Genomic DNA, 24,563 nt, shown 5'->3' with positions numbered 1-24,563 from the left:
GCCGACATGACCACGGGATCCGAGAGTGGCTCCCCATCCGGCGGCGAACCGGAGCCGACGTTCGCCGACGTGATGAACAGCTTCAGCCTGGACTCCGGGCGTGGCCGCTGGAAGCGCAAGAAGCAGCGCGACCGGCAGCCCGGGACCGAGACGGCCGAGGCGTCCGAAGCCCCGCGGGCCGAACAGGCGCCGCAGCCGACGCCGTCCCCGCAGCCGGCACCCGCGCCGCGACCGGAGCCGGAGTACCCGGACCGTCCGGCGAGCCTCTTCGACCCCTCGCCGGGCAGCGGGTTCTTCGACCCGGTGCAGCCCGCGCAGCCGGCCCCGCCCGTGCCGTCGCGCCGCGAGGAGCCGGAGATCCACCCCGCCGAGGAGACCGCGGTGGTGCGCCCCTACGCGCTCACCGGCGGCCGCACCAAGGCCCGGGTCGCCCTGGAACTGGAGACGCTGATCTCCGTCCAGGATGCCGTCCTCGCCCGGCTCGACGCCGGAGCGCTGACGGTGCAGTTCGAGCACCGCTCGATCATGGAAGAATGTCGGACACCGCGGTCGGTCGCGGAGGTCGCAGCGCTGCTGCGGGTCCCGATCGGCGTGGCCAGAGTCCTCATCAGCGACGCCGCCGATGCTGGTCTGGTCACCGTGCACCGCACGGTGTCGACCAACGACGACGCCGAGGCGCATCTCATGTTGATGGAAAGGGTGTTGAGTGGACTCCGTCGGCTTTAAGGCACCGCGGCAGGCCTCGCCGCAGACCATGACCTCGGCGAAGATCGTGGTCGCCGGTGGTTTCGGTGCCGGCAAGACCACCTTCGTCGGCTCGGTCTCGGAGATCGTGCCGCTCACCACCGAGGCGATGATGACCGACGCGAGCCGCGGCATCGACAACCTCGACCAGACACCCAACAAGGCCACCACCACCGTGGCCATGGACTTCGGCCGCGTATCGCTGGACAAGGACCTGATCCTGTACCTGTTCGGCACGCCCGGTCAGCAGCGGTTCTGGTTCATGTGGGACGACCTGGTCCGCGGCGCGATCGGCGCCGTGGTGCTCGCGGACACGCGGCGGCTGGCGGACTCGTTCGCGCCCGTCGACTTCTTCGAGGACCGCAGGCTGCCCTACATCATCGGCGTCAACACGTTCGACGGTCAGCTGCACCACGAGCTGAGCGACGTGCGCGAGGCGCTGGCGATCGACGAGAGCATCCCAATCGTGCGGTGCGACGCCCGCGACCGCGAGTCGACCAAGCAGACGCTGATCACGCTGGTCGAGTACGCGATGCGGCAGTGGATCGCGATGCGCACGGCCGGCGCGCGCTGACGCCGGCGAGGTAGCTGGGGAAGTGCCGGGCGGGGGCCCGGCACCCGTCCGGACGCCCGTGGCTTCGTGCTGCCCGCGTTCTGAATCGTTACGGTCCCGCGGTGGATGTCGCTGCGGTCACGCTTGGGTTTGCGATAGTAGGAAGTCCAAGTATTTTTGAGGCATGAACGCCTCCCTTCACCGGCCCGTGCACCCGGTGCGGTTCGTCACCGCATCGAGTCTGTTCGACGGGCACGACGCTTCGATCAACATCATGCGGCGCATCCTGCAGTCGCAGGGTGCGGAGGTCATCCACCTCGGCCACAACCGGTCGGTGGACGAGGTCGTCACGGCCGCGATCAGCGAGGACGCCCACGGCGTCGCGATCAGCGCCTACCAGGGCGGCCACGTGGAGTACTTCAGCTACCTCGTCGAGCTGCTGAACGAACGCGGCGCCGGGCACATCAAGGTGTACGGCGGCGGTGGCGGCGTCATCGTGCGCGAGGAGATCGAGCTGCTGCACTCCCGCGGCGTCGCGCGCATCTTCTCCCCGGACGACGGCCTTCAGCTGGGCCTGCCGGGCATGGTCAACCTGATGATCAAGGAGTGCGACTACGACCTGGCCGAGGTGCCGGCCGGATCGGACGACGACCTCCTGGCCGGGGACGTGCCGTCGCTGGCTCGGTTCATCACGCAGCTGCAGGCCGGCAGCGTGGCCGAGGACCGGCTGGCCCGCATCACGGACGCGGCGCGGGCCCGCACTGTCCCGGTCCTGGGCATCACCGGCACCGGCGGCTCGGGCAAGTCGTCGCTGACCGACGAGCTGCTCCGGCGCTTCCGGCTGGACCAGGAGGACAAGCTGCGCATCGCGGTGCTGGCGGTCGACCCGACCCGCCGCCGCGGCGGTGGTGCCTTGCTGGGCGACCGGATCCGGATGAACGGCCTGGACGGGTCGCAGGTCTACTTCCGCTCGATGGCCACCCGTCAGGCCACCGGTGAGGTACCCGAGGGCCTGGACGAGGCCGTGCTGGCGTGCAAGGCCGCGGGCTACGACCTGGTGATCGTCGAGACGCCCGGCATCGGGCAGGGCGACGCCGGCATCGTGGACCACGTCGACTACTCGCTGTACGTGATGACGCCGGAGTTCGGCGCCGCGTCGCAGCTGGAGAAGATCGACATGCTCGACTTCGCCGACGTGGTGGCGATCAACAAGTTCGAGCGCCGGGGCGCCGAGGACGCGCGCCGCGACGTCGCGCGCCAGCTGGTGCGCAACCGCGAGGCGTTCGGGGCCGCGCCGGAGGACATGCCGGTGTTCGGCACCAGCGCCGCGCGCTTCAACGACGACGGCGTGACCGCGCTGTACCAGTACCTGCGCGACGCGCTGGCCGAGCGCGGCCTGTCGGTGTCGGCGGGTCAGCTGCCGAAGGTGGAGACCAAGGTGTCCACCGGCGCGACCGTGATCATCCCGCCGTCGAAGGAGCGCTACCTCGCCGACATCGCCGCCACCGTGCGCGGCTACCACGAGAAGACGCGGGACCAGGTCGCGGCCGTGCGCAAGGTCGACCAGCTGCGTGCCGCTAAGGAGGCGCTGGCCGCCGACGGCGCGGACACCGGCCCGATCGAGGCGCTGCTGGCGAAGGCGGAGTCCGAAGTGGACCCGTCGGTGGCCGGGCTGCTGGAGCGGTGGGACGAGCTGTCCGAGTCCTACCGGCAGGAGGAGCTCGTCGTCCGCATCCGGGACAAGGAGCTGCGCACCCAGCTGTGGCGGGAAACCCTGTCCGGCAACCGGATCCCGCGTGTGGCGCTGCCGCGTTACACCGACCGCGGCGAGCTGCTGTCGTTCCTGCGGCGCGAGCACCTGCCCGGCTACTTCCCCTACACGGCGGGCGTCTTCCCGTTCAAGCGGGAGGGTGAGGACCCGGCGCGCATGTTCGCCGGTGAGGGCGACGCGTTCCGCACCAACCGGCGCTTCAAGTACCTGTCCGCGGATTCCGAGGCGAAGCGGCTGTCCACGGCGTTCGACTCGGTGACGCTGTACGGGCACGACCCGGACACGCGACCGGACATCTACGGCAAGATCGGCACCTCCGGCGTGTCCATCGCGACGCTGGACGACATGAAGGCGCTCTACGACGGCTTCGACCTGACCGCGCCGAACACCTCGGTGTCGATGACGATCAACGGGCCCGCGCCGACGATCCTGGCGTTCTTCCTCAACACCGCGATCGACCAGCGGATGGACGCGTTCCGGGCCGAGCACGGGCGCGAGCCGACGCCGTCGGAGGCCGAGGACCTGCGCGAGTGGACGCTGCGCCAGGTGCGCGGCACGGTGCAGGCCGACATCCTCAAGGAGGACCAGGGGCAGAACACCTGCATCTTCTCCACCGAGTTCAGCCTGCGGATGATGGCCGACATCCAGGAGTGGTTCATCGAGCACGGGGTGCGCAACTTCTACTCGGTGTCGATCTCCGGTTACCACATCGCCGAGGCGGGCGCGAACCCGATCTCGCAGCTGGCGTTCACGCTGGCCAACGGGTTCACCTACGTCGAGTCCTACCTCGCCCGGGGTATGCACATCGACGACTTCGCGCCGAACCTGTCGTTCTTCTTCTCCAACGGCATGGACGCCGAGTACTCGGTGCTCGGCCGGGTCGCGCGCCGCATCTGGGCGGTCGCGATGAAGGAGCGCTACGGCGCGAACGAGCGTTCGCAGAAGCTCAAGTACCACGTGCAGACCTCGGGCCGGTCGCTGCACGCGCAGGAGATGAGCTTCAACGACATCCGCACCACGCTGCAGGCGCTGTGCGCGCTGTACGACAACGCGAACTCGTTGCACACCAACGCCTACGACGAGGCGATCACCACGCCGACGGAGAACTCGGTGCGCCGCGCGATGGCCATCCAGATGATCATCAACAAGGAGTGGGGCCTGTCGAAGAACGAGAACCCGTTGCAGGGTTCGTTCATCATCGACGAGCTGACCGACCTGGTCGAGGAGGCCGTGCTCACCGAGTTCGACCGGATCGCCGAGCGCGGCGGCGTGCTGGGCGCGATGGAGACCGGGTACCAGCGCGGCCGGATCCAGGACGAGTCGATGCTGTACGAGCGGCTCAAGCACGAGGGCACGCTGCCGATCATCGGGGTGAACACGTTCCGCAACCCGCACCCGGAGGACGACGAGGTCGAGGTCGAGCTGGCGCGCGCGACGGAGGAGGAGAAGCAGTCGCAGCTGACGCGGCTGGCCGACTTCCAGCAGCGGCACAGCCACGACGCCGAGCAGGCGCTCAAGGCGCTGCGCGAAGCCGCCACGCGGGGCGAGAACCTGTTCGGGGTGCTGATGGACGCCGCGCGGGTGTGCTCGCTCGGCCAGATCACGGAGGCGTTCTTCGAGGTCGGGGGCCAGTACCGGCGCAACGTCTGACGCACACCGGAGAACTCCCCGCCGCGGCCCGGCCGCGGCGGGGAGTTTTTTCATGCTTGACATCCCCACGTGAAACAACATATAACCAAGGAAAGCCACATCGCAACGGCAAGGAAGCCACATGTACGCAGAGGAGCGTCAGCAGCACATCGTCGAGCGGGCGCGCAGCGTCGGCCGCGTCGACGTGTCCTGGCTCGCGGCGAACTTCAACGTCACCATGGAGACGGTGCGGCGCGATCTGACCGTGCTGGAGCGCCAGGGGGTGCTGCGCCGCGTGCACGGCGGCGCCATCCCGGTCGAGCGGCTCGGTTTCGAGCCCGGCCTCGCCGACCGGGACGCCGTGATGACGGCCGAGAAGGAGCGGATCGCCAAGGCCGCTCTCGCCGAGGTGCCCGACGAGGGCGCGATCCTGCTGGACGCCGGCACCACCACCGCAAGGCTCGCCGAGATCCTGCCCGCCGACCGGGAGCTGACCGTGGTCACCAACGCGGTGTCGGTCGTCCCGCAGCTAGCCCTCCGCCCGCAACTGACGGTGCTGCTGCTGGGCGGCCGGGTGCGGGGCCGCACGCTGGCCGCGGTCGAGGACTGGACGCTGCGCGCGCTCGCCGACACCTTCGTCGACGTCGCGTTCGTCGGCACCAACGGCATCTCCGCCGAACGCGGGCTCACGACGCCCGACATCGGGGAGGCGGCGGTCAAGCGCGCGATGATCCGGGCTGCCCGCCGCACGGTCGTGCTGGCCGACCACACCAAGGTCGGCAACGACTGCCTCGCCCGCTTCGGCGAGCTGTCCGAGGTGGACAAGTTCGTGACCGACACCGGCCTGGACGACGGTCTGGCAGACGAGCTACGCGCGGCCGGGCCTGAGGTGGTGCTGGCATGATCCCCACTGAGAGTCCCAGCCTTGCCCCCGCGCTCGTCCACCGGGGCGAGGCGCGGCACGCCGGCCCCGACGAGCGGTGCCCGGCCGGCCCCTCCCACCATCTCGCGCGCTGCGCTGTGCAGCCCGCCGTCGCCGGACCCGCGGATCAGCCGTGCCCGGTTGGCCCCAAGGTGGTGCCGGCGTGATCGTCACCGTCACCCCCACCCAGGACCACACGCTCGAGGTGAACTCCCGGCAGTGGAGCGAAGTCCTGCGCGTGGGCCCGTCCCACCGTCTCGCCCGCTGCGGCGAGCTGTCCGAAGTGCAGCTGGCCCCCGCGTCCGGAAGCGCGGCACAGGGCCGGCCACGAGGTGGTACTCCCATGACCGTCACCGTCGGCCCGTCCCACCGTCTCGCCCGCTCCGCGGAGATGTCCGAAGCGGAGCTGGCTGCCCCCGGGCGCCAGGTGGGCCCCAGGGTGGTGTCGGCGTGATCGTCACCGTCACCCCCAACCCCAGCCTCGACCACACGGTCGAGCTGAACTCCCTGCGCCGGGGCGAGGTCCTGCGCGCCGGCCCGTCCCACCGTCTCGCTCGCTGCGCTGTGCAGCCCACCGTCGCCGGGCCCGCGGATAAGCGGCGCCCGGTGGTCCCCAGGGTGGTGTCGGCGTGATCGTCACCGTCACCCCCAATCCCAGTCTCGACCACACGGTCGAGCTGAACTCCCTGCGCCGGGGCGAAGTCCTGCGCGCCGGACCGTCCCACCTGGACCCCGGCGGCAAGGGCGTCAACGTCGCGCGGGCGCTGGCCGCGCACGGCCGCAAGACCGCCGCCGTGCTGTTCGCCGGGGGCGCCGACGGGCGGCGGCTCACCGAGCTGCTCGACGAGCAGGGGGTCGCGGTGCGGCAGGTCCCGATCGCCGGCGACACCCGCACCAACATCACCCTCGCCGAGCCGGACGGCGTGGTCACCAAGCTCAACCTGCCCGGCCCGCTGTGCACCGACGGCGACGCGGAGGCGTTGCTGCGGGCCGCCCTCGACGCGTGCGACGACGGCACGGCCTGGCTCGCCGGGTGCGGCAGCCTGCCACCCGGTGCGCCCGAGGACATCTACGCCCGGCTGGTCCGGCGCGGCCACGACGCCGGGCTGCGGGTCGCGATCGACTCCTCCGACGCGGCCCTCGCGCGTTCCCTGGCCGCGGGCCCGGATCTGGTCAAGCCCAACCGGGAGGAGCTGGCCGCGTGCGCCGGCATCCCGGTGGGCACGCTGGGCGACGCCGTCGTGGCGGCCCAGGTCCTGCGGTCGCGGGGCGCGCGGGCCGTGCTGGCGAGCCTCGGACCGGACGGTGCGGTGCTGGTCGACGAGCACGGCGCCCTGCACGGCGAGGCGCCGGTCCCGGTCGCGCGCAGCACCGTCGGCGCCGGGGACGCCCTGCTCGCGGGGTTCCTCGCCGCCGGTGGCGCCGGCCGTGACGCCCTCGCCCGGGCACTGGCCTGGGGCGCCGCCGCGGCGGCGCTGCCCGGCAGCCGGATGCCCGCCCCCGCCGATGTCGCCCGCATCGGCGTCACGATCCACCCTTCGGTCGCCGCCGACCGAGAACTCAAGGAGTGATACCGATGGCCGAACTCATCACCGCCGATCTGGTCGACCTCGACGTCCCGGGCACCGACCGCGCGGAGGTGACCGCCGGGCTCGCGCGCCGGCTCGTCACCGCCGGGCGGGTCACCGACCTGGACGGCTTCCTCGCCGACATCCGCAAGCGCGAGGAACAGATGCCGACCGGGATCGAAGGCGGCATCGGCATCCCGCACGCTCGCTCGGCGTTCGTCACCGAACCGACGCTCGCGTTCGGCCGGTCCGCGGCCGGGGTCGACTTCGGCGCCTCCGACGGCCCGGCCCGCCTGATCTTCCTCATCGCCGCACCCGAGGGCGGCGGCGAGGAGCACATGACGATCCTCGCGCAGCTCGCACGACGTCTCGTGCACCAGTCGTTCCGCCAGTCGCTGCTCGACGCGCCCGACGCGGACGCCGTCGTCCAGCTCGTTCGCCAGGAGGTGCTCGGACGATGAAGTTCGTGGCAGTCACATCGTGCCCGACCGGGATCGCGCACACCTACATGGCGGCCGAGGCGCTCGAACAGGCCGCGAAGGCCGCCGGGCACGAGATGAGCGTGGAAACCCAGGGCGCGGCCGGGTCCGCGCCGCTGGACGCCGCCCGGATCGCCGAGGCCGACGCGGTGGTCTTCGCCGCGGACGTGGACGTCCGGGACCGGGAACGCTTCGCGGGCAAGCCCACCGTCACGGCGGGGGTCAAGGCCGCCATCAACGACGGGGCCGGCCTGATCGCGCAGGCCGTCAAGGCCGCCGAGGAGGGCGCCGCTCCGGCCACGACGTCCGCGCCCGGGCCCGAGCTGGCGTCCAACGTGGACAGTTCCGCGGGCTTCGGCACCCGGCTGCGCCAGTGGCTGATGACCGGGGTGTCGTACATGATCCCGTTCGTCGCCGCGGGTGGCATCCTCATCGCGCTGTCGTTCCTGATCGGCGGCCCGGAGGTCGCGGCGAAGGTCGGCGGCGGTGACTTCCAGGGCGTCACCTACCCGGGCATCGAGAACGTGTCCGACCTGATGAGCCAGGCCGGCATCGCCGGGGTGCTGTTCAAGATCGGCTCGCTGGCGTTCGAGATGCTCGTGCCGATCCTGTCCGGGTTCATCGCCTTCGGCATGGCCGACCGGCCCGGCATCGCGCCCGGCATCGTGGGCGGCCTGCTCGCCACCGCCACCGGCGCCGGGTTCCTCGGTGGGCTCGTGTCCGGCCTGCTGGCCGGTGCGGTGACGCTGGGCCTGAAGAAGCTGAAGGTGCCGCGGGGTGTGGCCGGGGTGATGCCGGTCGTGGTGATCCCGCTGGTGTCCACCCTGGTCGTCGGGTTCCTCATGGTCGTCGTGGTGGGTGAGCCGATCGCCGCCGCGCAGACCGGCCTGAGCGGCTGGCTGTCCGGCTTGTCCGGGGGCAGCGCGTGGGTGCTCGGCGCCCTGCTCGGGCTGATGATGGCCTTCGACATGGGCGGCCCGGTGAACAAGGTGGCCTACACGTTCGGCCTGGCCGCGCTCGCCAGCGGCAACTACGTGATCATGGCCGCGGTGATGGCGGCGGGCATGACGCCGCCGCTGGGGCTCGCGCTGGCGACCCTGGTGCGCCGCAGCCGGTTCACCCCGGCCGAGCGGCAGGCCGGACAGGCCGGCTGGCTGCTAGGCCTGTCGTTCATCACCGAGGGCGCGATTCCGTTCGCCGCGGGCGACCCGTTCCGGGTCATCCCGTCGCTGATGCTCGGCAGCGCCACCACCGGCGCGCTGGTCGCGGCCTTCGGCGCCACCTCGCCCGCCCCGCACGGCGGCATCTGGGTGGTCGGGCTCATCGGCAAGCCGCTGCTGTACCTGCTCGCAGTCGCGATCGGCACGCTCGTCACCTGCGGCTGCGTGCTGCTCGCCAAGAGCATCGGCCGCGACCGCGCCCCCGCCGGTGCGGCCACCACCGGATCGTCCACCCAGCCCGTCGCGGCCTGACGCACGAGGAGAACCGCCATGCCCGAACGCCGTGTCGTCGTCGGCTCCAGCGTGGGCCTGCACGCCCGCCCCGCCGCCCTGTTCGTCAAGGCCGCCGCCGCGCAGCCGGTGCCGGTGTCCATCGGCAAGGACGGCGCCGAACCCGTCGACGCCCGCAGCATCCTGTCCGTGCTCGGCCTGGGAGCCCGCGGTGGTGACGAGGTCGTGCTCAGCGCCGACGGCCCGCAGGCCGAGCAGGCGCTCGACGAGCTGGCCGCGATCGTGGCGGCGGACCACGATGGGTGAGGTCGATGTTCGCCCGGTGACCGGGATCGGCGTGAGCCCGGGTGTCGCACACGGCCCGGTCGCCCGGCTCGCCGAGCCGCCGCGGCTGCCGGAGACGGACGTGCCCGAAGCCGACGTGCCGGCCGCGCTGGAACGAGCGCGGGCGGCGCTGGCCGAGGTCGCCGCGTTCCTCGACGAGCGCTCGGCCCAGGCCGGTGGCGAAGCCGCCGACGTGCTGCTCGCGCAGTCGATGATGGTCCTGGACCCGGCGCTGCCCGACCGGATCCGCGCCCGCCTGGAGGACGGCCGGGGCCTCGCGCACGCCGTCGCCGACGCCTTCGCCGGGTTCCGCGACGCACTCACCGCGACCGGGGGTTACCTCGCCGAGCGGGCCGCCGACCTCGACGACCTGCGCGACCGCACCGTGGCCCGCGTGCTGGGCGTCCCGATGCCCGGCGTGCCCGACCCAGGGCACCCGTTCGTCCTGGTCGCGCGGGACCTCGCACCCGCCGACACGGCGGTGCTCGACGCGCGGAAGGTGCGCGCGATCGTCACCGAGCTGGGCGGGCCGACCAGCCACACGGCGATCCTGGCGAAGTCGCTGGGCATCCCCGCGGTCGTGGCGTGCGCGGACGCGGCCGGACTGGCCGACGGAACCCCGGTGCTGGTGCGCGGCGCGTCCGGCGAGGTGGTCGTCGACCCGCCGGACTCGCTCGTCGAGGCGGCGGAGGCCGAAGCGGCCGCGCAGGCCGCGGCCCTGGCGGCTTCGAGCGGCCCCGGCCGGACCGCCGACGGTGTTCCGGTGGCGTTGCTGGTGAACGTCGGCGCGGCGCGGGACCTGACGGCCGCGGCGGCGGCCGACTCGGAGGGCGTCGGGCTGCTCCGCACCGAGTTCCTGTACCTGGACCGGGCCGAGGAGCCGACGGTCGAGGAGCAGCGCCGGAGTTACGCCGAGGTGTTCGCGGCGTTCGCGGGCCGGAAGGTCGTGGTGCGCACGCTCGATGCGGGTGCGGACAAGCCGCTCGCGTTCGTCGACCACGGCGACGAACCCAACCCGGCGCTCGGGGTGCGCGGCCTGCGTCTGGCCCGCCGCCACCGACGCATGCTCGATGATCAGCTGACCGCGATCGCCGCCGCCCGGGAGGAGAGCACGGCCGACGTGTGGGTGATGGCGCCGATGGTGTCGACGCCCACGGAGGCCGCGGACTTCGCCCGCGCCGCTCGCGCCCACGGACTCCCCGTGGCCGGGACGATGGTCGAGGTGCCCGCGGCCGCGCTGCGGGCCGACGCGGTGCTGGCCGCGTGCGATTTCGTCAGCATCGGCACCAACGACCTCGGCCAGTACACGTTCGCGGCCGACCGGATGGCCGGTGAGCTGGCCGACCTGCTCGACCCGTGGCAGCCCGCGCTGCTCGAGCTGGTCCGCATCACGGGCGCGGCGGGCGCGGCGGTGGGCAAGCCGGTCGGCGTCTGCGGCGAAGCGGCGAGCGATCCGCTGCTGGCGCTGGTGTTGGTGGGCCTCGGGGTGACGAGCCTGTCGATGGCGCCGGCCGCCCTGCCGGCTGTCCGCCTCGCACTGGCAGCCCACACGGCAGCCGACTGCGCCGCCCTCGCCCGGCTGGCGCTGACCGCCCCGGACGCCGCAAGGGCCCGCGAGGAGGTAGCCGCCGCAGCGAAGCAGATGTGATCGCCTGGTGGGCGCTACGTGCATCACCGGACGCCGAAGTGAGGAAAAGCGCGGCCGGCTCCCGGGGTGGGAGCGCCGATGGCGCTGCCGCGCCGGCGGCCGACGGCGCCGACCCAGCCTGGCCGACGGTGGCATCCCCACACGCGACGGCGGCCTGACCTCCCCGGACCCGTCGGCCTGCAGTGGGTGGCCGCGCTGGCCTCCATTCGCTTCATGGTGGTCGGCTGCGCCGGCTTGCCCCGCCTGGCGCTGGCCGCCCCCGGACGCGCGACGGCCCGTGCCCGGGCGGAGCTGGGGTGGTCGTCCGGTGCTGTCCGCGTGGGTGGCCGCGCTGGCTGTCGTTCGCGTTGCGGCGGCCGGCTGCGCGGACCTCGTCCGCCTGGCCTGGCCGCCCGGGAGTGTCGCCTGGGCGCGCGGCTGGCCGCGCTGTCCACCCCACGGCGGTCGGCTGCGCCGACCTGGCCCGCGTGCCCTGGCCGCCCCCGGACGCGCGACGGCCCGCGCCCGGGCGGAGACGGGGGTGCTCATCTGGTGTCCGCGTGGGTGGCGGCGCTGGCCGCGCTATCCGCCACATGGCGACCGGCTCGCCGCCCTGGCCGCGCCGGGCGCGACGACCCACGCTCGGGTAAGGGCCCGGCCGGGGAATAGCGCGCCCGGGTTCCGGGGTTACCGGGAAACATGAAGTTCGGGATCTCGACGTTCATCACCGACGAGGGCATTCGTCCTGGCGCGCTCGGCCGCGCGCTCGAGGAGCGCGGGTTCGACTCGCTGCTGCTCGCCGAGCATTCGCACATTCCGGTCAGCCGGGAGAGCCCCTACCCGGGCGGGGGTGAGCTGCCGCGCGTCTACTACCGCACCCTCGACCCCTTCGTGGCGCTGACCGCCGCCGCGGCCGAGACCCGCGACCTGCTGCTCTTCACCGGCGTCGCCCTGCTGGTCCAGCGTGACGTCATCCACACCGCCAAGGAGGTCGCGAGCCTCGACCTGCTCTCCGGCGGCCGGGTGGCCTTCGGCGTCGGCGTGGGCTGGAACCGCGAGGAAATGCGCAACCACGGCACCGACCCGCGCACCCGCGGCGCCCTGATCGACGAGCAGATCCAGGCGCTCAAGGCGATCTGGACCCAGGACGAGGCCGAGTTCCACGGCAAGCACGTCGACTTCGATCCCATCTGGCAGTGGCCCAAGCCGGTGCAGCGCCCGCACCCGCCGATCTACGTCGGCGGCGAGAGCGAGGCCGCGCTCACCCGGCTCGCCAAGCACGCCGACGGCTGGATGCCCCGCTCCCACACCCCGCCGGAGGAGATCAAGCGAGTCCGCGCCTGGCTGGCCGAACAGGGCCGCACCGACGTCCCGTTCACCGTCTTCGGCGCGGGGCGCAGCGAGGAAGCCCTGGCCGGATACGCCGAGGCCGGCGTGGAGCGCGTGACCTTCCTGCTCGGCACCCGCCCCGAGTCGGAGACGCTGACCAAGCTGGACGAGCTCGCGGCACTCGCGGAGGGCTACCGGTGAAACTCGGTATCTCGACCTTCGTCACCGACGAGAGCGCGCGGCCGGACGTGCTGGCCAAGGCGGTCGAGGACCGCGGGTTCGACACCCTGTTCGTCGCCGAGCACTCGCACATCCCGGTCAGCCGGGACACCCCGTACCCGTCGGGCGGCGAGATGGCGCGGGCCTACTACCGCGCGCTCGACCCGTTCCTCGCGCTGACCGCGGCCGCCGCCGCGACCACCACGCTCAAGCTGGGCACCGGCATCACCCTGCTGATCCAGCGGGACGTCCTGCACACCGCGAAGTCCGTCGCGAGTCTGGACCTGTTGTCCGGCGGGCGGTTCCTGTTCGGGGTGGGCGTGGGCTGGAACCGCGAGGAGATGCGCAACCACGGCACCGACCCCCGCACCCGCGGGGCGCTGCTCGACGAACAGATCCAGGCGCTCCGGACATTGTGGACGAACGACGAGGCCGAGTTCCACGGTGTGCACGTGAACTTCGACCCGGTGTTCCAGTGGCCCAAGCCCGCCCGGGACGTGCCGGTCTACATCGGAGGCAACAGCGCCGCGGCGCTGGACCGCGCGAAGCGGCTGGAAGCCGGCTGGCTGCCCAACGCCCTGCGTGATCCGGAAGCGGCGGCCGAGCAGGTGGCGCGGGCCGGATCGGTGCCGGTGACCGCGACGTCCGCACCGCCGGACCCGGCCCTGCTCGACGCCTACGCCGAAGCCGGCGCCGAGCGCGTCACGCTGGGCCTGCCGGCCGCCTCCGAGGGCGACACCCTCCGCCGCCTCGACGCCCTGGCCGCACTCGTGCCGCGCTTCAGCTGAGTTCGCGATGCCGTGACCGGTAGCGTCCGGGACGGCGTCGCGTGTGCCACGCGTCGGCTGGAATCGCTCCGGTCGGCTGACGCCCGGCGTCAGCCGACCAGCGATCCCAAGGCTCTGGTGCCCGCGGTGAGCGCCGTGGGGAGCGTGCGGTAGTAGCGGGACGGCGCACTGCACAGCACGATCACCACGTACCGGGCGTCCTCGCCGAGCAGGCCCGTCGTGTTGTACACAGCCTGTGTACCGCTGGTGCCCCAGCCCTGCTTGATCGCCCACGTCGTGCCCGGCAGCCCGTCCGGGATGCCGAAGAACTGGTTCGTCCCGTCCGAACCGGCCTGGGAGGCGTGGTACATCGCGTTGTAGAGGAGGTCGTGGGCGGCCCGCGGCAGGGTGTCCTCGATGTAGTTGTAGACCTTGACCATGTCCGCGGCGGTGATCTTCGTCGAACCCCACTGGCCCGGCGAAGACGGCGGTTGGGTGCCGGTCAGCTGCAGCAGTTTCGCCATGCGGGTGACGATCGCGGTGCCGCCCTGCTGAACCCACAGGCTGCTGGCGATGTCGTCGTCGCTGACGGTGATCATCCGCGTCAGCCGGGCCTGCATGCTCTCGTCCGGCAGGTCCCATCCGTTGGCGCGCAGCACATCCAGCGCGATCAGCAGCTTGACCACGGACATCGAGAAGAACTGCCGGTCGGCGTTGAGCTCGGTCAGCACGACGCCGGTCGCCCGGTCGTAGACCTCGATCCCGGCGTCGGCGCTCGCCACCTTCTCGCGCATCAACGCCAGGGCCCGCGCGGCGACCTCGTCGTGCTCCGCCGGCGGGGGCGAGCTGACGGCGGTCGGCGTCGGGTCGGCCTCGACACTCGGCGGTGTCGTTTCCGGCGTCGCGGTCGCCGGTGCGCTCACCTGCACCACCGAACTCGCCGAGGACACCCGCGGCTGGTGCTGGACCGTGAAGATGAGCATCGTGACGGCGCCGAACACGGCCGCCGGGAGCACGGCCTTGCCGGCCGTCCTGCTTCTCATGCCACACAAACGCGGGCTTGATCACGGCTTGTTGCAGCCGGATGCCGGTTTCCCGTGATCTACAGGGAACTCACAGCCGGCTGCGGGCAAGCTCCCAGCAACCGTGACGGTTGGCGACGAAACGGTGTCAGCGCGTGTTGTCCAGCAGCAGGTGCACCGACAGCTCCAACCGGTTCGCCACGTCGGCGGCGGACGCGCGCCGGGTCACCCACGCGACCAGGTTCGCCATCCACACGTCGGCGATGAGGTGGAAGACCGCGCGGTCGTGCTCGGTCGGCTCGTCGATGCCCATGGCGCGCGCGAACATGCTCTCCAGCAGCCGCCCGACCTGCTCGACCTCGGCGGCGGCCGTGGTGTCGGCGAACATGAACGCCCGGACCATCGCCTCGGTCAGGTGCGGATCGCGCTGCATCAGCCGGGTGTTGCGGCTGAGTACGAAGATGAGCCGCTCGCTCGGCGTGTCACCCGGGATGCTCGACCGCTGCAGCTTCTCGTGCGCGCGCTCGAACTCCCGTGCCAGGCCCGACACCAGCAGGTGGATCTTCGACGGGAAGTAGCGGTAGAGGGTGCCCAGCGCGACGTCGGCCTTCTCGGCCACGGCCCGCATCTGGACGGCGTCGTACCCGCCCTTGGACGCCAGCGCCAGTGTCGCGTCGATGATGCGCCGTCGCCGGTCCCGCTGCGCGGCGGAACCGAGCTCGTCGCTGGACAACGCGCTCATCCCGTTCTTGGGTGGGGTGGACGTCTTCGCTTTCGCGGCCATCGGCACCTGCTCCGGAACTTGTTTCAGTTTCACCCGACAGCTTACCGGTCCGCCTGCTGATCTCGCTCATCGAGTGGATCTGGCCACAAAACTGAAACACGTTCTATAGTGAGCCGCATGTCAGTGCTGACCGCGGAGCAGCGTGCCCTCGCCGGAACGATCCGCTCCGGCGGCCGGACCCGGGACGACCTGGCCGCCATCGGCGTGTTCGGGATCGGGGTGCCGGAGGAGCTGGGCGGGGCGGGCGGCACGGTCGCCGACGCCGCGGTGGCCGTCGAGGAGGCCGCGGCCGCGCTGGTGCCGGGTCCGGTGTTCGGGACGGTGCTGGCGGCGCTGGTGCTCGCGCGTCACGGCGAGTCGCCGGTGGCGAAAGAGCTGCTCCCGGCCTTCGCGGACGGCTCGGCCAGTGCGGGGGTGGCGTTGTCGCCGGACGGCCCGGTGCTCGACGCGGACGCCACGCACGTCCTGGTCGCCGACGGTGACACGTGGAGCGTGCGCTCTTCGGGCGCGGAACGGATCGAGTCGTTCGACCTGTCGCGCTCGTTCGGCCGGCTCGGTTCTGGTGAAGCGACGGTGTTCGAGGGCGATGATCCGCGGGTCTTCGCGGCGACGCTGGCCGCGGCCGAGGCGGCCGGCATCGCGCGGTGGTGCGTGGCGACGGCCTCGGAGTACGCGAAGGTGCGTGAGCAGTTCGGCCGGCCGATCGGGTCGTTCCAAGCGGTCAAGCACCTGTGCGCGGAGATGTTGTGCCGGGCCGAGCTGGCCGGAGCGCTGGCGTGGGACGCGGCCCGGGCGGCGGACGAGTCGCCGGAGCAGCACACCTTCGCCGCGGCGGTCGCGGCCGCCGGGGCGCTGGACGCGGCGGTGGACGCCGCGAAGGACTGCATCCAGGTGCTCGGCGGGATCGGCTTCACGTGGGAGCACGACGCGCACCGGTACTTGCGCCGCGCGGTCGCGCTGCGCCAGTGGCTCGGCGGTTCGGCCGCGTGGCGACGCGAAGCGGCCGCGCTCGCGCTGGCGGGGGCGCGGCGGGATCTGGCGGTCGACCTGTCGGAGCACTTCGACCCGGCGGTGCGGGCGACCGTCGAGGAGATCGCCGCGCTGCCCGACGGGGAACGCCGGGAGCGGCTCGCGACCAGTGGCTACCTGATGCCGCACTGGCCAGCGCCCTACGGCTTGGACGCGACACCGGCGCAGCAGCTGGTGATCGACGCCGAACTGGCACGAGCCGGGGTGCGGCGGCCCGATCTGGTGATCGGCGCCTGGGCCGTGCCGACCCTGCTCGAGCACGGCACGGACGAGCAACGGCAGCGGTTCGTGATGCCGACCCTGCGCGGTGAGCTGACCTGGTGCCAGCTGTTCAGCGAGCCCGGCGCCGGTTCCGACCTGGCCTCGCTGCGCACGCGGGCGCGGCCGGTGGACGGGGGGTTCGTGCTGTCCGGGCAGAAGGTCTGGACCTCGCTCGCGCGGGAGGCGGACTGGGCGATCTGCCTCGCGCGCACCGATCCGGAGGCGCCCAAACACCGGGGCATCACGTACTTCCTGGTCGACATGTCGTCCCCGGGGATCGACGTGCGGCCGTTGCGCGAGATCACCGGCGTGGAGCGGTTCAACGAGGTCTTCCTGGACGAGGTGTTCGTCCCGGCGGAGAACGTGGTCGGCGAGGTGAACGGCGGCTGGCGCCTGGCCCGGACGACGCTGGCGAACGAGCGCGTGGCGATGAGCGGCGGATCGTCGGTGGGGGAGGCGGTGGAGTCGCTGCTGGCGTCGGTGCGTGATCCGGATCCCGCGGTGCTGGAGCGGCTGGGCGCGCTGGTCGCGGAGGGGTCGGCGTGCGCGCTGCTCGACCTGCGCTCGACGTTGCGGCGTCTGGCCGGGCAGGACCCTGGGCCGGAGTCGAGCGTGCGGAAGCTGATCGGGGTCCGGCACCGGCAGGCCGCGGCCGAGGTCGCCCTGGAGTTGCTGGGCCCGCAGGGGGTGCTGGTGACCGGCGAAACGTCTGCCGCCCAGCACGAATTCCTGTTGTCGCGCTGCCTGAGCATCGCCGGCGGGACGACGCAGATCCTGCTGTCGGTGGCGGCGGAACGCCTGCTGGGACTGCCGCGCTCCTGAAACTGTCGGTGGCCCCGCCTATCGTGGCCATCGTGGAATGGACCGAGACGACCAGGGCGATCTTCGTGCCCTCGGACCCGCCCCGCGACGGTGTGCTCGCCGTCTGGGGTGACGAGCCGGGGCCGACGCCGGTCGAACTCGTGCTGCCCGCGGGCGCCGGCAAGTCCTTCCGCCGCACCAAGGTCGACGCGCACGTCGTCCCGCTCGCCGACGCCATCCCGCGCCTGCTCGCCGTGAGCGACGGCAGCCCGTCCGTGCGGGCGTGGTCGGCGGCGGTCAGCGCGGGCCTGAACCTCGTCGCCCGCGGCCGGCTCCTGCCCGCCGCGAGTCCGTCCGGTGTGGACGCCTGGCGCGCCGGGCCGCTCGACTCCGCCGACGAGGACCTGCTGCGCGACCTGGCCGCCGCACTGCCGCCCGAGGCGCACGCCCTCCCGCTGTCCGGCCTCAAGCGCATCCGCCTGCATTCGCCCGAAACACTCGTTCGCGCGCTGTGGGACGCCACCGCCGACGTGCTCGTCCGCACCCCCGCGGCCCGTGTGGTGGCTGGTGGTCCCGCCTTCGCCGCCGCGGAGCCGACCCTGCTCGGCGAGGACAGCGTCGCCTGGCTCAACGACCTCGCCGCCGAGCAGGAGGCCGGCGCGCAGCTCCAGCTCCGCGTCGAGGTTCGCGAGACCGGCGACGACTTCGTCTTCACGGGCGTGCTCGCCGTGCGCAGCCGCGCCGACCCCAGCCTGGTCGTCGACGCGGCCACGCTGTGGGACGCGCCGGACGCCGTCTTGTCCCGCTTCGGCGAGCAGGTCGAGGCCCAACTGCTCATCGGGCTCCGGCGGGGCGCCCGCGCGTGGGCCCCGCTGGGGCGCGTGCTCGAAGCCGCCACGCCCAGCGAGCTGGCCCTGGACGACTCCGAGGTCGTCGAGCTGCTCGACGGCGGCCGCGACGCCCTGGCGTCCGCCGGTATCGAGGTGCTGTGGCCGCGCGGCATGTTCGCCGAACCGGTGCGGGCCAAGGCGAGCGTGACGCCGTCGCCGGGCAGCGAGGGCGGGGCCGTGTTCCGGCTGACCGACCTGCTGCGGTTCCGCTGGCAGCTCAGCCTGGGCGGCGAAACCCTCAGCGAGGCCGACGTCACCGCCCTCGCCGAGGCCAAGCGTCCGCTGGTGCGCCTGCGCGGGCAGTGGGTGCGCGTCGACTCGCACCTGCTGGCCCGCCTGCGTCGCCGGGGCCGCACCGTCACCGGCGCGCAGGCGCTGGCCGCGGCCCTGACCGGCGGGTTGCGGGTCGACGACGAGGAGCTGGAGTTCGCCGCGCCGCCCGCGCTCGACGGTCTCGTGGACCGGTTGCGCACCCCGGCCGGGCCGGTCGAGCCTTCTTGCGACCTGCAGGCCACGCTGCGGCCGTACCAGCGGACCGGGCTGTCCTGGCTGGCCCGGATGACCGAGCTGGGCCTCGGCGGCATCCTCGCCGACGACATGGGCCTGGGCAAGACGATCCAGCTCATCGCCCTGCACCTGCACCGCCGCCCGTCCGGTCCGACGCTGGTGCTGTGCCCGACGTCGCTGCTGGGCAACTGGGAGCGCGAGTTCGCCCGGTTCGCGCCGAAGGTCCCGGTGCGGCGTTTCCACGGTGGCCGGCGGCACCTGGACGACCTGGAGCCCGACGAGGTCGTCCTCGCCACCTACGGTGTGCTGCGCCGCGACCGGGCGATACTGTCCGAAGTGGACTGGGGGATGGTCGCGGCCGACGAGGCGCAGCACGTCAAGAACCCGCTTTCGGTGACGGCGAAGGAGCTCCGCAAGATCCCCGCCGCGGCGCGTATCGCGTTGACCGGCACGCCGATGGAGAACCGGCTCACCGAACTGTGGTCCATTCTGGACTGGACCACGCCGGGTCTGCTCGGCACGCTGGAGCATTTCCGTCGCACGATCGCGCGCCCGGTCGAGCGCGACCGCGACGCCGGCAGTGTGGAACGCCTGGCCGCGATGGTGCGGCCGTTCCTGTTGCGGCGCCGCAAGACCGACCCGGACATCGCGCCGGAGCTGCCGCGCAAGACCGAGACCGACCGGTACGTGCCGCTGACCACCGAGCAGGCCACCCTGTACGAGGCGGTGGTGCGCGAGAACCTGGCGGTGATCCGCGAGTCGCGGGGCGTGCAGCGGCGCGGGCAGGTGCTCAAGCTGCTCACCGAGCTGAAGCAGATCTGCAACCACCCGGCGCAGTACCTCAAGGAGAACGGGCCGGTCGCCGGGCGGTCGGGCAAGCTCGCCGCGTTCGAGGAGCTGCTGGACGTGATCCTCGACGAGGGCGAGAGCGTGCTGGTGTTCAGCCAGTACGTGCAGCTGTGCCGGCTGCTGGAGGCGCGGCTGGCCGAACGCGGGCTGCCGGTGCAGCTGCTGTCCGGCGCCGATCCGGCGCGGCGGCGGGAGGAGATGGTGGCCCGGTTCCAGCGGGGTGACGTGCCGGTGTTCCTGCTGTCGCTCAAGGCCGGCGGGGTCGGGCTGAACCTGACCCGCGCGACGCACGTGATCCACTACGACCGGTGGTGGAACCCGGCGGTGGAGGACCAGGCGACCGACCGCGCGTACCGGATTGGACAGGACCGGCCGGTGCAGGTCCACCGGCTCATCGCGGAGGGCACGCTGGAGGAGCGGATCGCCGGGGTGCTCGCGGAGAAGCGCGGGCTGGCCGAGAGCGTGATCGGCGCGGGGGAGGACTGGATCACCGAGCTGAGCGACGCGGAGCTGACCGACCTCGTGCGGCTGGGAGAGCCGGGATGAACGTGCGCGCGGGCTCGGCCGGGCGGAGGCGCCGCTCAGGCGGCCGCCTCGCGCGCGGCTCCGCCCGCCCCGGCGCCGTGTTGGCCGCCCCAGGCACCGTGGTGGCCGCTTCGGGCACCGGGTTGGCCGCGCCGGGCGCCGCGGTGGCCGCCCCGGGCACCGTGGTGGCCGCCCCGGGCGCCGCGTTTGCCCCTCGGGGCGCCCTGTTTGCCGCTCGGGCGCCGTGTTTCCTTTTACGGGCACCGTGTTGGCCGTTCCAGGTGGTGTGTTTGCCGTTCCGGGCACCATGTTTTGCCGTTCCGGGCGGTGTGTTGCCCGCCCCGGGCGCTGTGTTTGCCGCCTCGGGCGGCGTGTTGGCCGTTTCGCCCGCCGTGATGGCCGTTCCGGGCGCTGTGCCAGCTGTGCCGGGCGGGAGTGATCCGGGGTGAGCCGCCGGGGATTCGGGCGCACGTGGTGGGGCCGGGCGTGGGTGCAGGCCCTCGAGGGGCGCGCCAAGCTCGATCCCAACCGGCTTCCGCGTGGGCGCACCTACGCGCGCAAGGGCCTGGTCAGCGCGCTCGAGGTCAGCGCAGGCGAGATTCGCGCGCAGGTACGTGGCTCGCGGCCGGTGCCCTACCGCGTGACCATCCGCACGCACCGCTTCACGACCGCGCAGTGGGACACGCTGCTGGCGACCCTCGGACGACAAGCCGGCTACACCGCGGCCCTGCTCGACGGCGAGCTTCCCCCGGAGGTCGCCGAGACCGCCCGCGCCGCCGGGGCCGATCTGCTCCCCGGGCCGGGCGATCTGAAACCGCGCTGCTCGTGCCCGGACTTCGCCGATCCGTGCAAGCATTCCGCCGCTGCCTGCTACCTGGTGGCGGACGAGGTCGACGGGGACCCGTTCGTGCTGTTCCTGCTGCGGGGCAAGGACCGCGCCGAACTACTCGGCGATCTGCGAGCCCGACGTCGTCGTCCCACGCGGCCGGAGCTGCCGAAGCCGGCCGAACAGGGCATCGCGCCCGCGGACGCCTTCGCGCGGGAGCCCGCCGACCCACCGGCGCTGCCGCCTCCGCCCGCCGCGCCGGGGCGGCCCGCTGACGTCTCGCCGCCCCCGGCGACCGGGCTCCGAAGAGAGGCGCTGGCCGCCCTCGCCACCGACGCCGCCGCCCGGGCGTGGCGGCTGCTGACCACCGGCGAAGCCGAGCCGGACCTCTCGGTGGACGAGGATCTGGTCCGCCGCGCGGCCACCGCCCTGCACGACGGCACGATCGCCGCTCTGGCCGCCGGGGCCGGCATGTCGACCCGCGAGCTGACCCGGTGGGCGATCGCCTGGCGCGAGGCCGGCCGCGGCGGTTTCGCCGCGCTGCGGGAGACGTGGCAGCCACCGCCCGGGGCGTTCTACGCGGTGATCGCCGAGCTGGACGAGTCGGGCCTGCCTGGCGAGACGAGGATCTGGCGCAACCGCCTCACGCGCGGCGCGCTGCAACTCCGCCTCGGGCGGGATGGCCGGTGGTACCGCTTCACGCGCCGGTTCCAGGACTGGCTGCCCGACGGCCCCGGCGCGGCGCAACCGCTGGACCTGCTGTGACTACTCCGAGGGAACGGCACAGCAGGGCGCGGTCAACGTGGTGCCCGGGAGGGGCCAGCGCGGTGCCGGGGAGGGCCTACACGGTGCCCGGAGGGGCCAACACGCTGCTGGGAGGGCCGACACGGTGCCCGGGAGGGGGCGACACGGCGCCGGGCGCAGTCGACACGGTGCCCGGGAGCGCGTCCACCAACCCTTAGCCCCGCTGGTCGCGCAGCCAGCGCAGGTACGTCCACTCCAGGAAGCGCTCCACCCCGCGCACCACGTGCGCCGACCGGATCGACGGGAACACGTCGAACGCGTGCTGCGCCCCCGGCAGCTCGGCGTACGCCACCGGCTGCTCCGAGGTCTCCCGTAGGCGCCGGACGAACTCGCGCGCCTCCCGGACCGGCACCAGCGAGTCGTGCGCGCCGTGGATCACGAAGAACGGCGGCGCCTTCTCGGTGATCCGGTCCAGCGGCGAGGCGGCGATGTAGTCGTCCAGGAACCGCACCGGGTCCTTGCCCACCACGTACCTCGCCAGCAGCCCGTGCAGCCGCTGCTTGCTCGCCGGCGAACCGCTCGTCGCGGCGAAGTCGTACACGCCGTAGTGCGGGGCGCACGCCTGCACCGATGTGTCCGCCTCCGCGAAACCCGGCTGCAGGCCGGCGTCGTTCGGGGTCAGGGCGAGCAGCGCGGCCAGGTGACCGCCCGCCGAACCACCCGTCGCGGCCAGGAACGACGGATCACCCCCGTACTCATGAACGTGCTCCCGGATCCACGCCACCGCCCGCTTCACCCCGACGATGTGGTCCGGCCAGCGCGCCTTCGGCGAGAGCGGGTAGTTCACCGCCACGCACACCCACCCGCGCTGCGCCATGTGCAGCATCAGCGGGATCCCCTGGTGGTCCTTGCTGTCGATCATCCACGCGCCACCGTGGATCTGCAGCAGCACCGGCCGCCCCTCGACCGGCTCCCGCGGCCGGTAGATGTCCATCAGGAACCGCTTGCCGCCCGGCGCGTACGCCAGGTTGCGGTCCCGCCGCACGTCCCGGTTGCGCATCCGGAACGGCAGCACCAGCTGTCCCCACGGCGTCGCCAGGTCCTTCGCGTCCGGCGGCCGCGACAGGTCCGCCACGTACTCCGGCCCGAGCGCCTCGGCCAGCGCGTCCTCCACCGCGCCCCGGGCCCGCTGCGAGGTGACGATCAGCGACCCCAGCCCGGCGGCCGACGCCGCGGCCAGGCCCACCCCGACACGATCCGGCACCGACCGCGCCCCGTGCCGCGCCAGGTGCGCCGCCGTGTCGGCCGCGGTCAGCGCGAGCAGGTGCGGCGCAAGCTCCCCGGTCAGCCACCCGGCGAAGAACGCGGGCACCGACGCCCGCACCCCCGGCACCGGGCGGAGCGCGTTCGCGGTCAGGGCCAGCTGGATCGCCCGGCGGGTGAGGAAACGGGGTCGCATACTCCGTGATCGTAGTCAATCTCGCTTACCCTGAGCAGGTGCGACCGCTGAGTGGACTCGACGCCAGTTTCCTGTACCTGGAAACGTCTTCGCAGGTGCTGCACGTGTGCGGACTGCTCACGCTGGACGGATCGACCATACCGGGCGGATACCGCTTCCCCGAGTTCAAGCGCGCGCTCGCCGAGCGCATCGCCGCGATCCCGGAGTTCCGCCGCAAACTGCACAATTCCCCGCTGAACTTCCTGCACCCGGTGTGGGTGGAGGACGATGCGTTCGAGATCGACCACCACCTGCACCGCGTCGCTGTGCCCGCGCCCGGCGACCGCGAGACGCTGGCCGAGCTGTGCGCCCACTTCGCCGGCCAGCCGCTCAACCGTGGCCGCCCGCTGTGGGAGCTGTACGTGATCGAGGGTCTCCCGGACGACGGGATCGCGGTGATGTTCAAGATGCACCACGCGACCGTCGACGGCGTCGGCGGCGCGAGCCTGATCGCCTACCTGGCGGGCACCGAACCGGGTGAACTTCCGCCGTTGCCCGAGCCCGAGCGCAACCCCGCGCCGCCCTCGCACCTCGAGCTGCTCCGCACCAGCGTGCAGGAGCTGGCGCGCCGTCCGGTGGAGATGGCGAAACTGCTGCCCGGCCTGGCGAGCATGGCGCCCCGCTGGATCGGCCGCGCCCTGCGCCGCCAGGGCATGCCGGTGCCGTTCACCGCGCCGCGCACCTCGTTCAACTCCACCATCTCCAGCGTGCGCGCCATCGCCTACAGCACGGTCGAGCTGGACGACGTCAAGACCGTGAAGAACGCCTTCGGGGTGAAGGTGAACGACGTGGTGCTGGCGTTGTGCGCGGGCGGGCTGCGCCGGTACCTGCAGGCGCGCGGCGAGCTGCCCAAGGACCCGCTGGTGGCGACCGTCCCGGTGTCGACGCTGGACCGCACCAGCCAGGAGGGCGACAGCAACAACAAGGTGTCCGCGTTCTTCGCGACCCTGCCCACCCACCTGCCGGAGGCCGCCGCCCGGGTCTACGCGGTCGCCGAGAGCAACCGCCAGGCCAAGGAGCACCACCACTCCATCGACGCCGACATGCTGCAGGACTGGGCCCAGTTCGCCGCGTCCGGCCTGTTCGGGCTCGCGGTGCGGGCCTACGCGGCGCTGCGGCTGGCCGACAAGCACCCGGTGGTGCACAACCTGGTCGTTTCCAACGTGCCCGGCCCGCCGATGCCGCTGTACTTCGTCGGCGCGCGGGTCACCGCGTTCTACCCGCTCGGCCCGGTGTTCCACGGCGCGGGGCTGAACGTGACCGTGCTGTCCTACGCGGGCAAGGTCGACATCGGCCTGCTCGCCGCACGAGAACTCGTTCCAGATCTGTGGTCGCTGGCCGACGCCATGCGCGACGAGATGAAGGAACTGCTGGACGCGGCCTCCACCCTTGCCTGAACGCCGCTCCTCGGCTAAGACTAGAACAGGTTTCAGTCTTGCAGCCG

General features: G+C 72.8%; 20 protein-coding genes. 17 read left to right on the top strand and 3 right to left on the bottom strand.

Annotated elements, in window-relative coordinates; genetic code table 11:
- Positions 1 to 6 precede the first annotated feature (6 nt).
- From IE290_RS21330 to IE290_RS21270, 13 genes are all read left to right on the top strand, one after another.
- Positions 7 to 726, top strand: a complete 720-nt coding sequence (locus IE290_RS21330) for a DUF742 domain-containing protein (RefSeq protein ID WP_191246448.1) — start codon at positions 7 to 9, stop codon at positions 724 to 726.
- Positions 707 to 1,318 carry a GTP-binding protein gene (locus tag IE290_RS21325; RefSeq protein WP_191246447.1) on the top strand — a complete coding sequence of 204 codons (612 nt, stop codon included), beginning with the start codon at positions 707 to 709 and terminating at the stop codon, positions 1,316 to 1,318. Before IE290_RS21330 ends, IE290_RS21325 begins: the two co-directional genes overlap by 20 nt.
- A gap of 163 nt (positions 1,319 to 1,481) precedes the next feature.
- Complete coding sequence (gene icmF / locus IE290_RS21320) at positions 1,482 to 4,718, top strand: fused isobutyryl-CoA mutase/GTPase IcmF (RefSeq protein WP_191246446.1); 3,237 nt, start codon at positions 1,482 to 1,484, stop codon at positions 4,716 to 4,718.
- A 121-nt stretch (positions 4,719 to 4,839) separates the two neighbouring features.
- Complete coding sequence (locus IE290_RS21315; RefSeq protein ID WP_191246445.1) at positions 4,840 to 5,601, top strand: DeoR/GlpR family DNA-binding transcription regulator; 762 nt, start codon at positions 4,840 to 4,842, stop codon at positions 5,599 to 5,601.
- A 181-nt stretch (positions 5,602 to 5,782) separates the two neighbouring features.
- The gene (locus IE290_RS21310) at positions 5,783 to 6,073 is read left to right on the top strand and encodes a hypothetical protein (RefSeq protein WP_191246444.1); all 291 of its coding nucleotides are present in this window, start codon (positions 5,783 to 5,785) and stop codon (positions 6,071 to 6,073) included.
- The gene (locus IE290_RS21305) at positions 6,070 to 6,252 is read left to right on the top strand and encodes a hypothetical protein (protein WP_191246443.1); all 183 of its coding nucleotides are present in this window, start codon (positions 6,070 to 6,072) and stop codon (positions 6,250 to 6,252) included. Before IE290_RS21310 ends, IE290_RS21305 begins: the two co-directional genes overlap by 4 nt.
- Positions 6,249 to 7,190, top strand: coding sequence for a 1-phosphofructokinase (gene pfkB, locus IE290_RS21300; protein ID WP_191246442.1), 942 nt, complete (start codon positions 6,249 to 6,251; stop codon positions 7,188 to 7,190). Before IE290_RS21305 ends, pfkB begins: the two co-directional genes overlap by 4 nt.
- Positions 7,191 to 7,195: 5 nt before the next feature.
- Complete coding sequence (locus IE290_RS21295; RefSeq protein WP_191246441.1) at positions 7,196 to 7,648, top strand: PTS sugar transporter subunit IIA; 453 nt, start codon at positions 7,196 to 7,198, stop codon at positions 7,646 to 7,648.
- Positions 7,645 to 9,138: a PTS fructose transporter subunit IIC gene (locus IE290_RS21290; protein ID WP_191246440.1), complete on the top strand. Its 1,494-nt coding sequence runs from the start codon at positions 7,645 to 7,647 to the stop codon at positions 9,136 to 9,138. The genes IE290_RS21295 and IE290_RS21290 overlap by 4 nt, the downstream gene beginning before the upstream one ends.
- Positions 9,139 to 9,156: 18 nt before the next feature.
- Complete coding sequence (locus IE290_RS21285) at positions 9,157 to 9,423, top strand: HPr family phosphocarrier protein (RefSeq protein ID WP_191246439.1); 267 nt, start codon at positions 9,157 to 9,159, stop codon at positions 9,421 to 9,423.
- Positions 9,416 to 11,089: a phosphoenolpyruvate--protein phosphotransferase gene (ptsP, locus tag IE290_RS21280; protein WP_191246438.1), complete on the top strand. Its 1,674-nt coding sequence runs from the start codon at positions 9,416 to 9,418 to the stop codon at positions 11,087 to 11,089. Before IE290_RS21285 ends, ptsP begins: the two co-directional genes overlap by 8 nt.
- 678 nt (positions 11,090 to 11,767) lie before the next feature.
- Positions 11,768 to 12,598 carry an LLM class F420-dependent oxidoreductase gene (locus IE290_RS21275; protein ID WP_191246437.1) on the top strand — a complete coding sequence of 277 codons (831 nt, stop codon included), beginning with the start codon at positions 11,768 to 11,770 and terminating at the stop codon, positions 12,596 to 12,598.
- Positions 12,595 to 13,404: an LLM class F420-dependent oxidoreductase gene (locus IE290_RS21270; RefSeq protein WP_191246436.1), complete on the top strand. Its 810-nt coding sequence runs from the start codon at positions 12,595 to 12,597 to the stop codon at positions 13,402 to 13,404. Before IE290_RS21275 ends, IE290_RS21270 begins: the two co-directional genes overlap by 4 nt.
- Before the next feature lie 89 nt (positions 13,405 to 13,493).
- On the opposite strand, the gene IE290_RS21265 is transcribed toward IE290_RS21270, so the two are convergent.
- Positions 13,494 to 14,426 (bottom strand): serine hydrolase, encoded by a 933-nt coding sequence (locus IE290_RS21265; protein WP_229874643.1) that lies wholly within the window; start codon positions 14,424 to 14,426, stop codon positions 13,494 to 13,496.
- A gap of 127 nt (positions 14,427 to 14,553) precedes the next feature.
- On the bottom strand, positions 14,554 to 15,189 hold the full coding sequence (kstR, locus tag IE290_RS21260; protein ID WP_191246435.1) for a cholesterol catabolism transcriptional regulator KstR: 636 nt from the start codon (positions 15,187 to 15,189) through the stop codon (positions 14,554 to 14,556).
- A gap of 117 nt (positions 15,190 to 15,306) precedes the next feature.
- Here kstR and IE290_RS21255 point away from each other — a divergent pair, with 117 nt between their 5' ends.
- The 3 genes from IE290_RS21255 to IE290_RS21245 all read left to right on the top strand — a co-directional run bounded on the left by IE290_RS21255 (position 15,307) and on the right by IE290_RS21245 (position 21,642).
- Positions 15,307 to 17,301, top strand: a complete 1,995-nt coding sequence (locus IE290_RS21255; RefSeq protein WP_191246434.1) for an acyl-CoA dehydrogenase family protein — start codon at positions 15,307 to 15,309, stop codon at positions 17,299 to 17,301.
- Positions 17,302 to 17,333: 32 nt separating this feature from the next.
- Positions 17,334 to 20,072: an SCO1167/SCO6262 family helicase gene (locus IE290_RS21250; protein WP_373300485.1), complete on the top strand. Its 2,739-nt coding sequence runs from the start codon at positions 17,334 to 17,336 to the stop codon at positions 20,070 to 20,072.
- A gap of 424 nt (positions 20,073 to 20,496) precedes the next feature.
- The gene (locus IE290_RS21245) at positions 20,497 to 21,642 is read left to right on the top strand and encodes an SWIM zinc finger family protein (protein ID WP_191246432.1); all 1,146 of its coding nucleotides are present in this window, start codon (positions 20,497 to 20,499) and stop codon (positions 21,640 to 21,642) included.
- Between the two features lie 193 nt (positions 21,643 to 21,835).
- Here the strand turns inward: IE290_RS21245 and IE290_RS21240 are convergent, their stop codons facing one another.
- The gene (locus IE290_RS21240; RefSeq protein ID WP_191246431.1) at positions 21,836 to 23,080 is read right to left on the bottom strand and encodes an alpha/beta hydrolase; all 1,245 of its coding nucleotides are present in this window, start codon (positions 23,078 to 23,080) and stop codon (positions 21,836 to 21,838) included.
- A gap of 38 nt (positions 23,081 to 23,118) precedes the next feature.
- On the opposite strand from IE290_RS21240, the gene IE290_RS21235 reads away from it, so the two are divergent.
- Positions 23,119 to 24,516 (top strand): WS/DGAT/MGAT family O-acyltransferase, encoded by a 1,398-nt coding sequence (locus tag IE290_RS21235; protein WP_191246430.1) that lies wholly within the window; start codon positions 23,119 to 23,121, stop codon positions 24,514 to 24,516.
- Positions 24,517 to 24,563 lie beyond the last annotated feature (47 nt).

Source organism: Amycolatopsis deserti, assembly GCF_014653945.1.
Classification (GTDB): domain Bacteria; phylum Actinomycetota; class Actinomycetes; order Mycobacteriales; family Pseudonocardiaceae; genus Amycolatopsis_E; species Amycolatopsis_E deserti.
The sequence above is the reverse complement of the archived record's forward strand: the minus strand, read 5'-3'. Positions and strand labels throughout refer to the sequence as shown.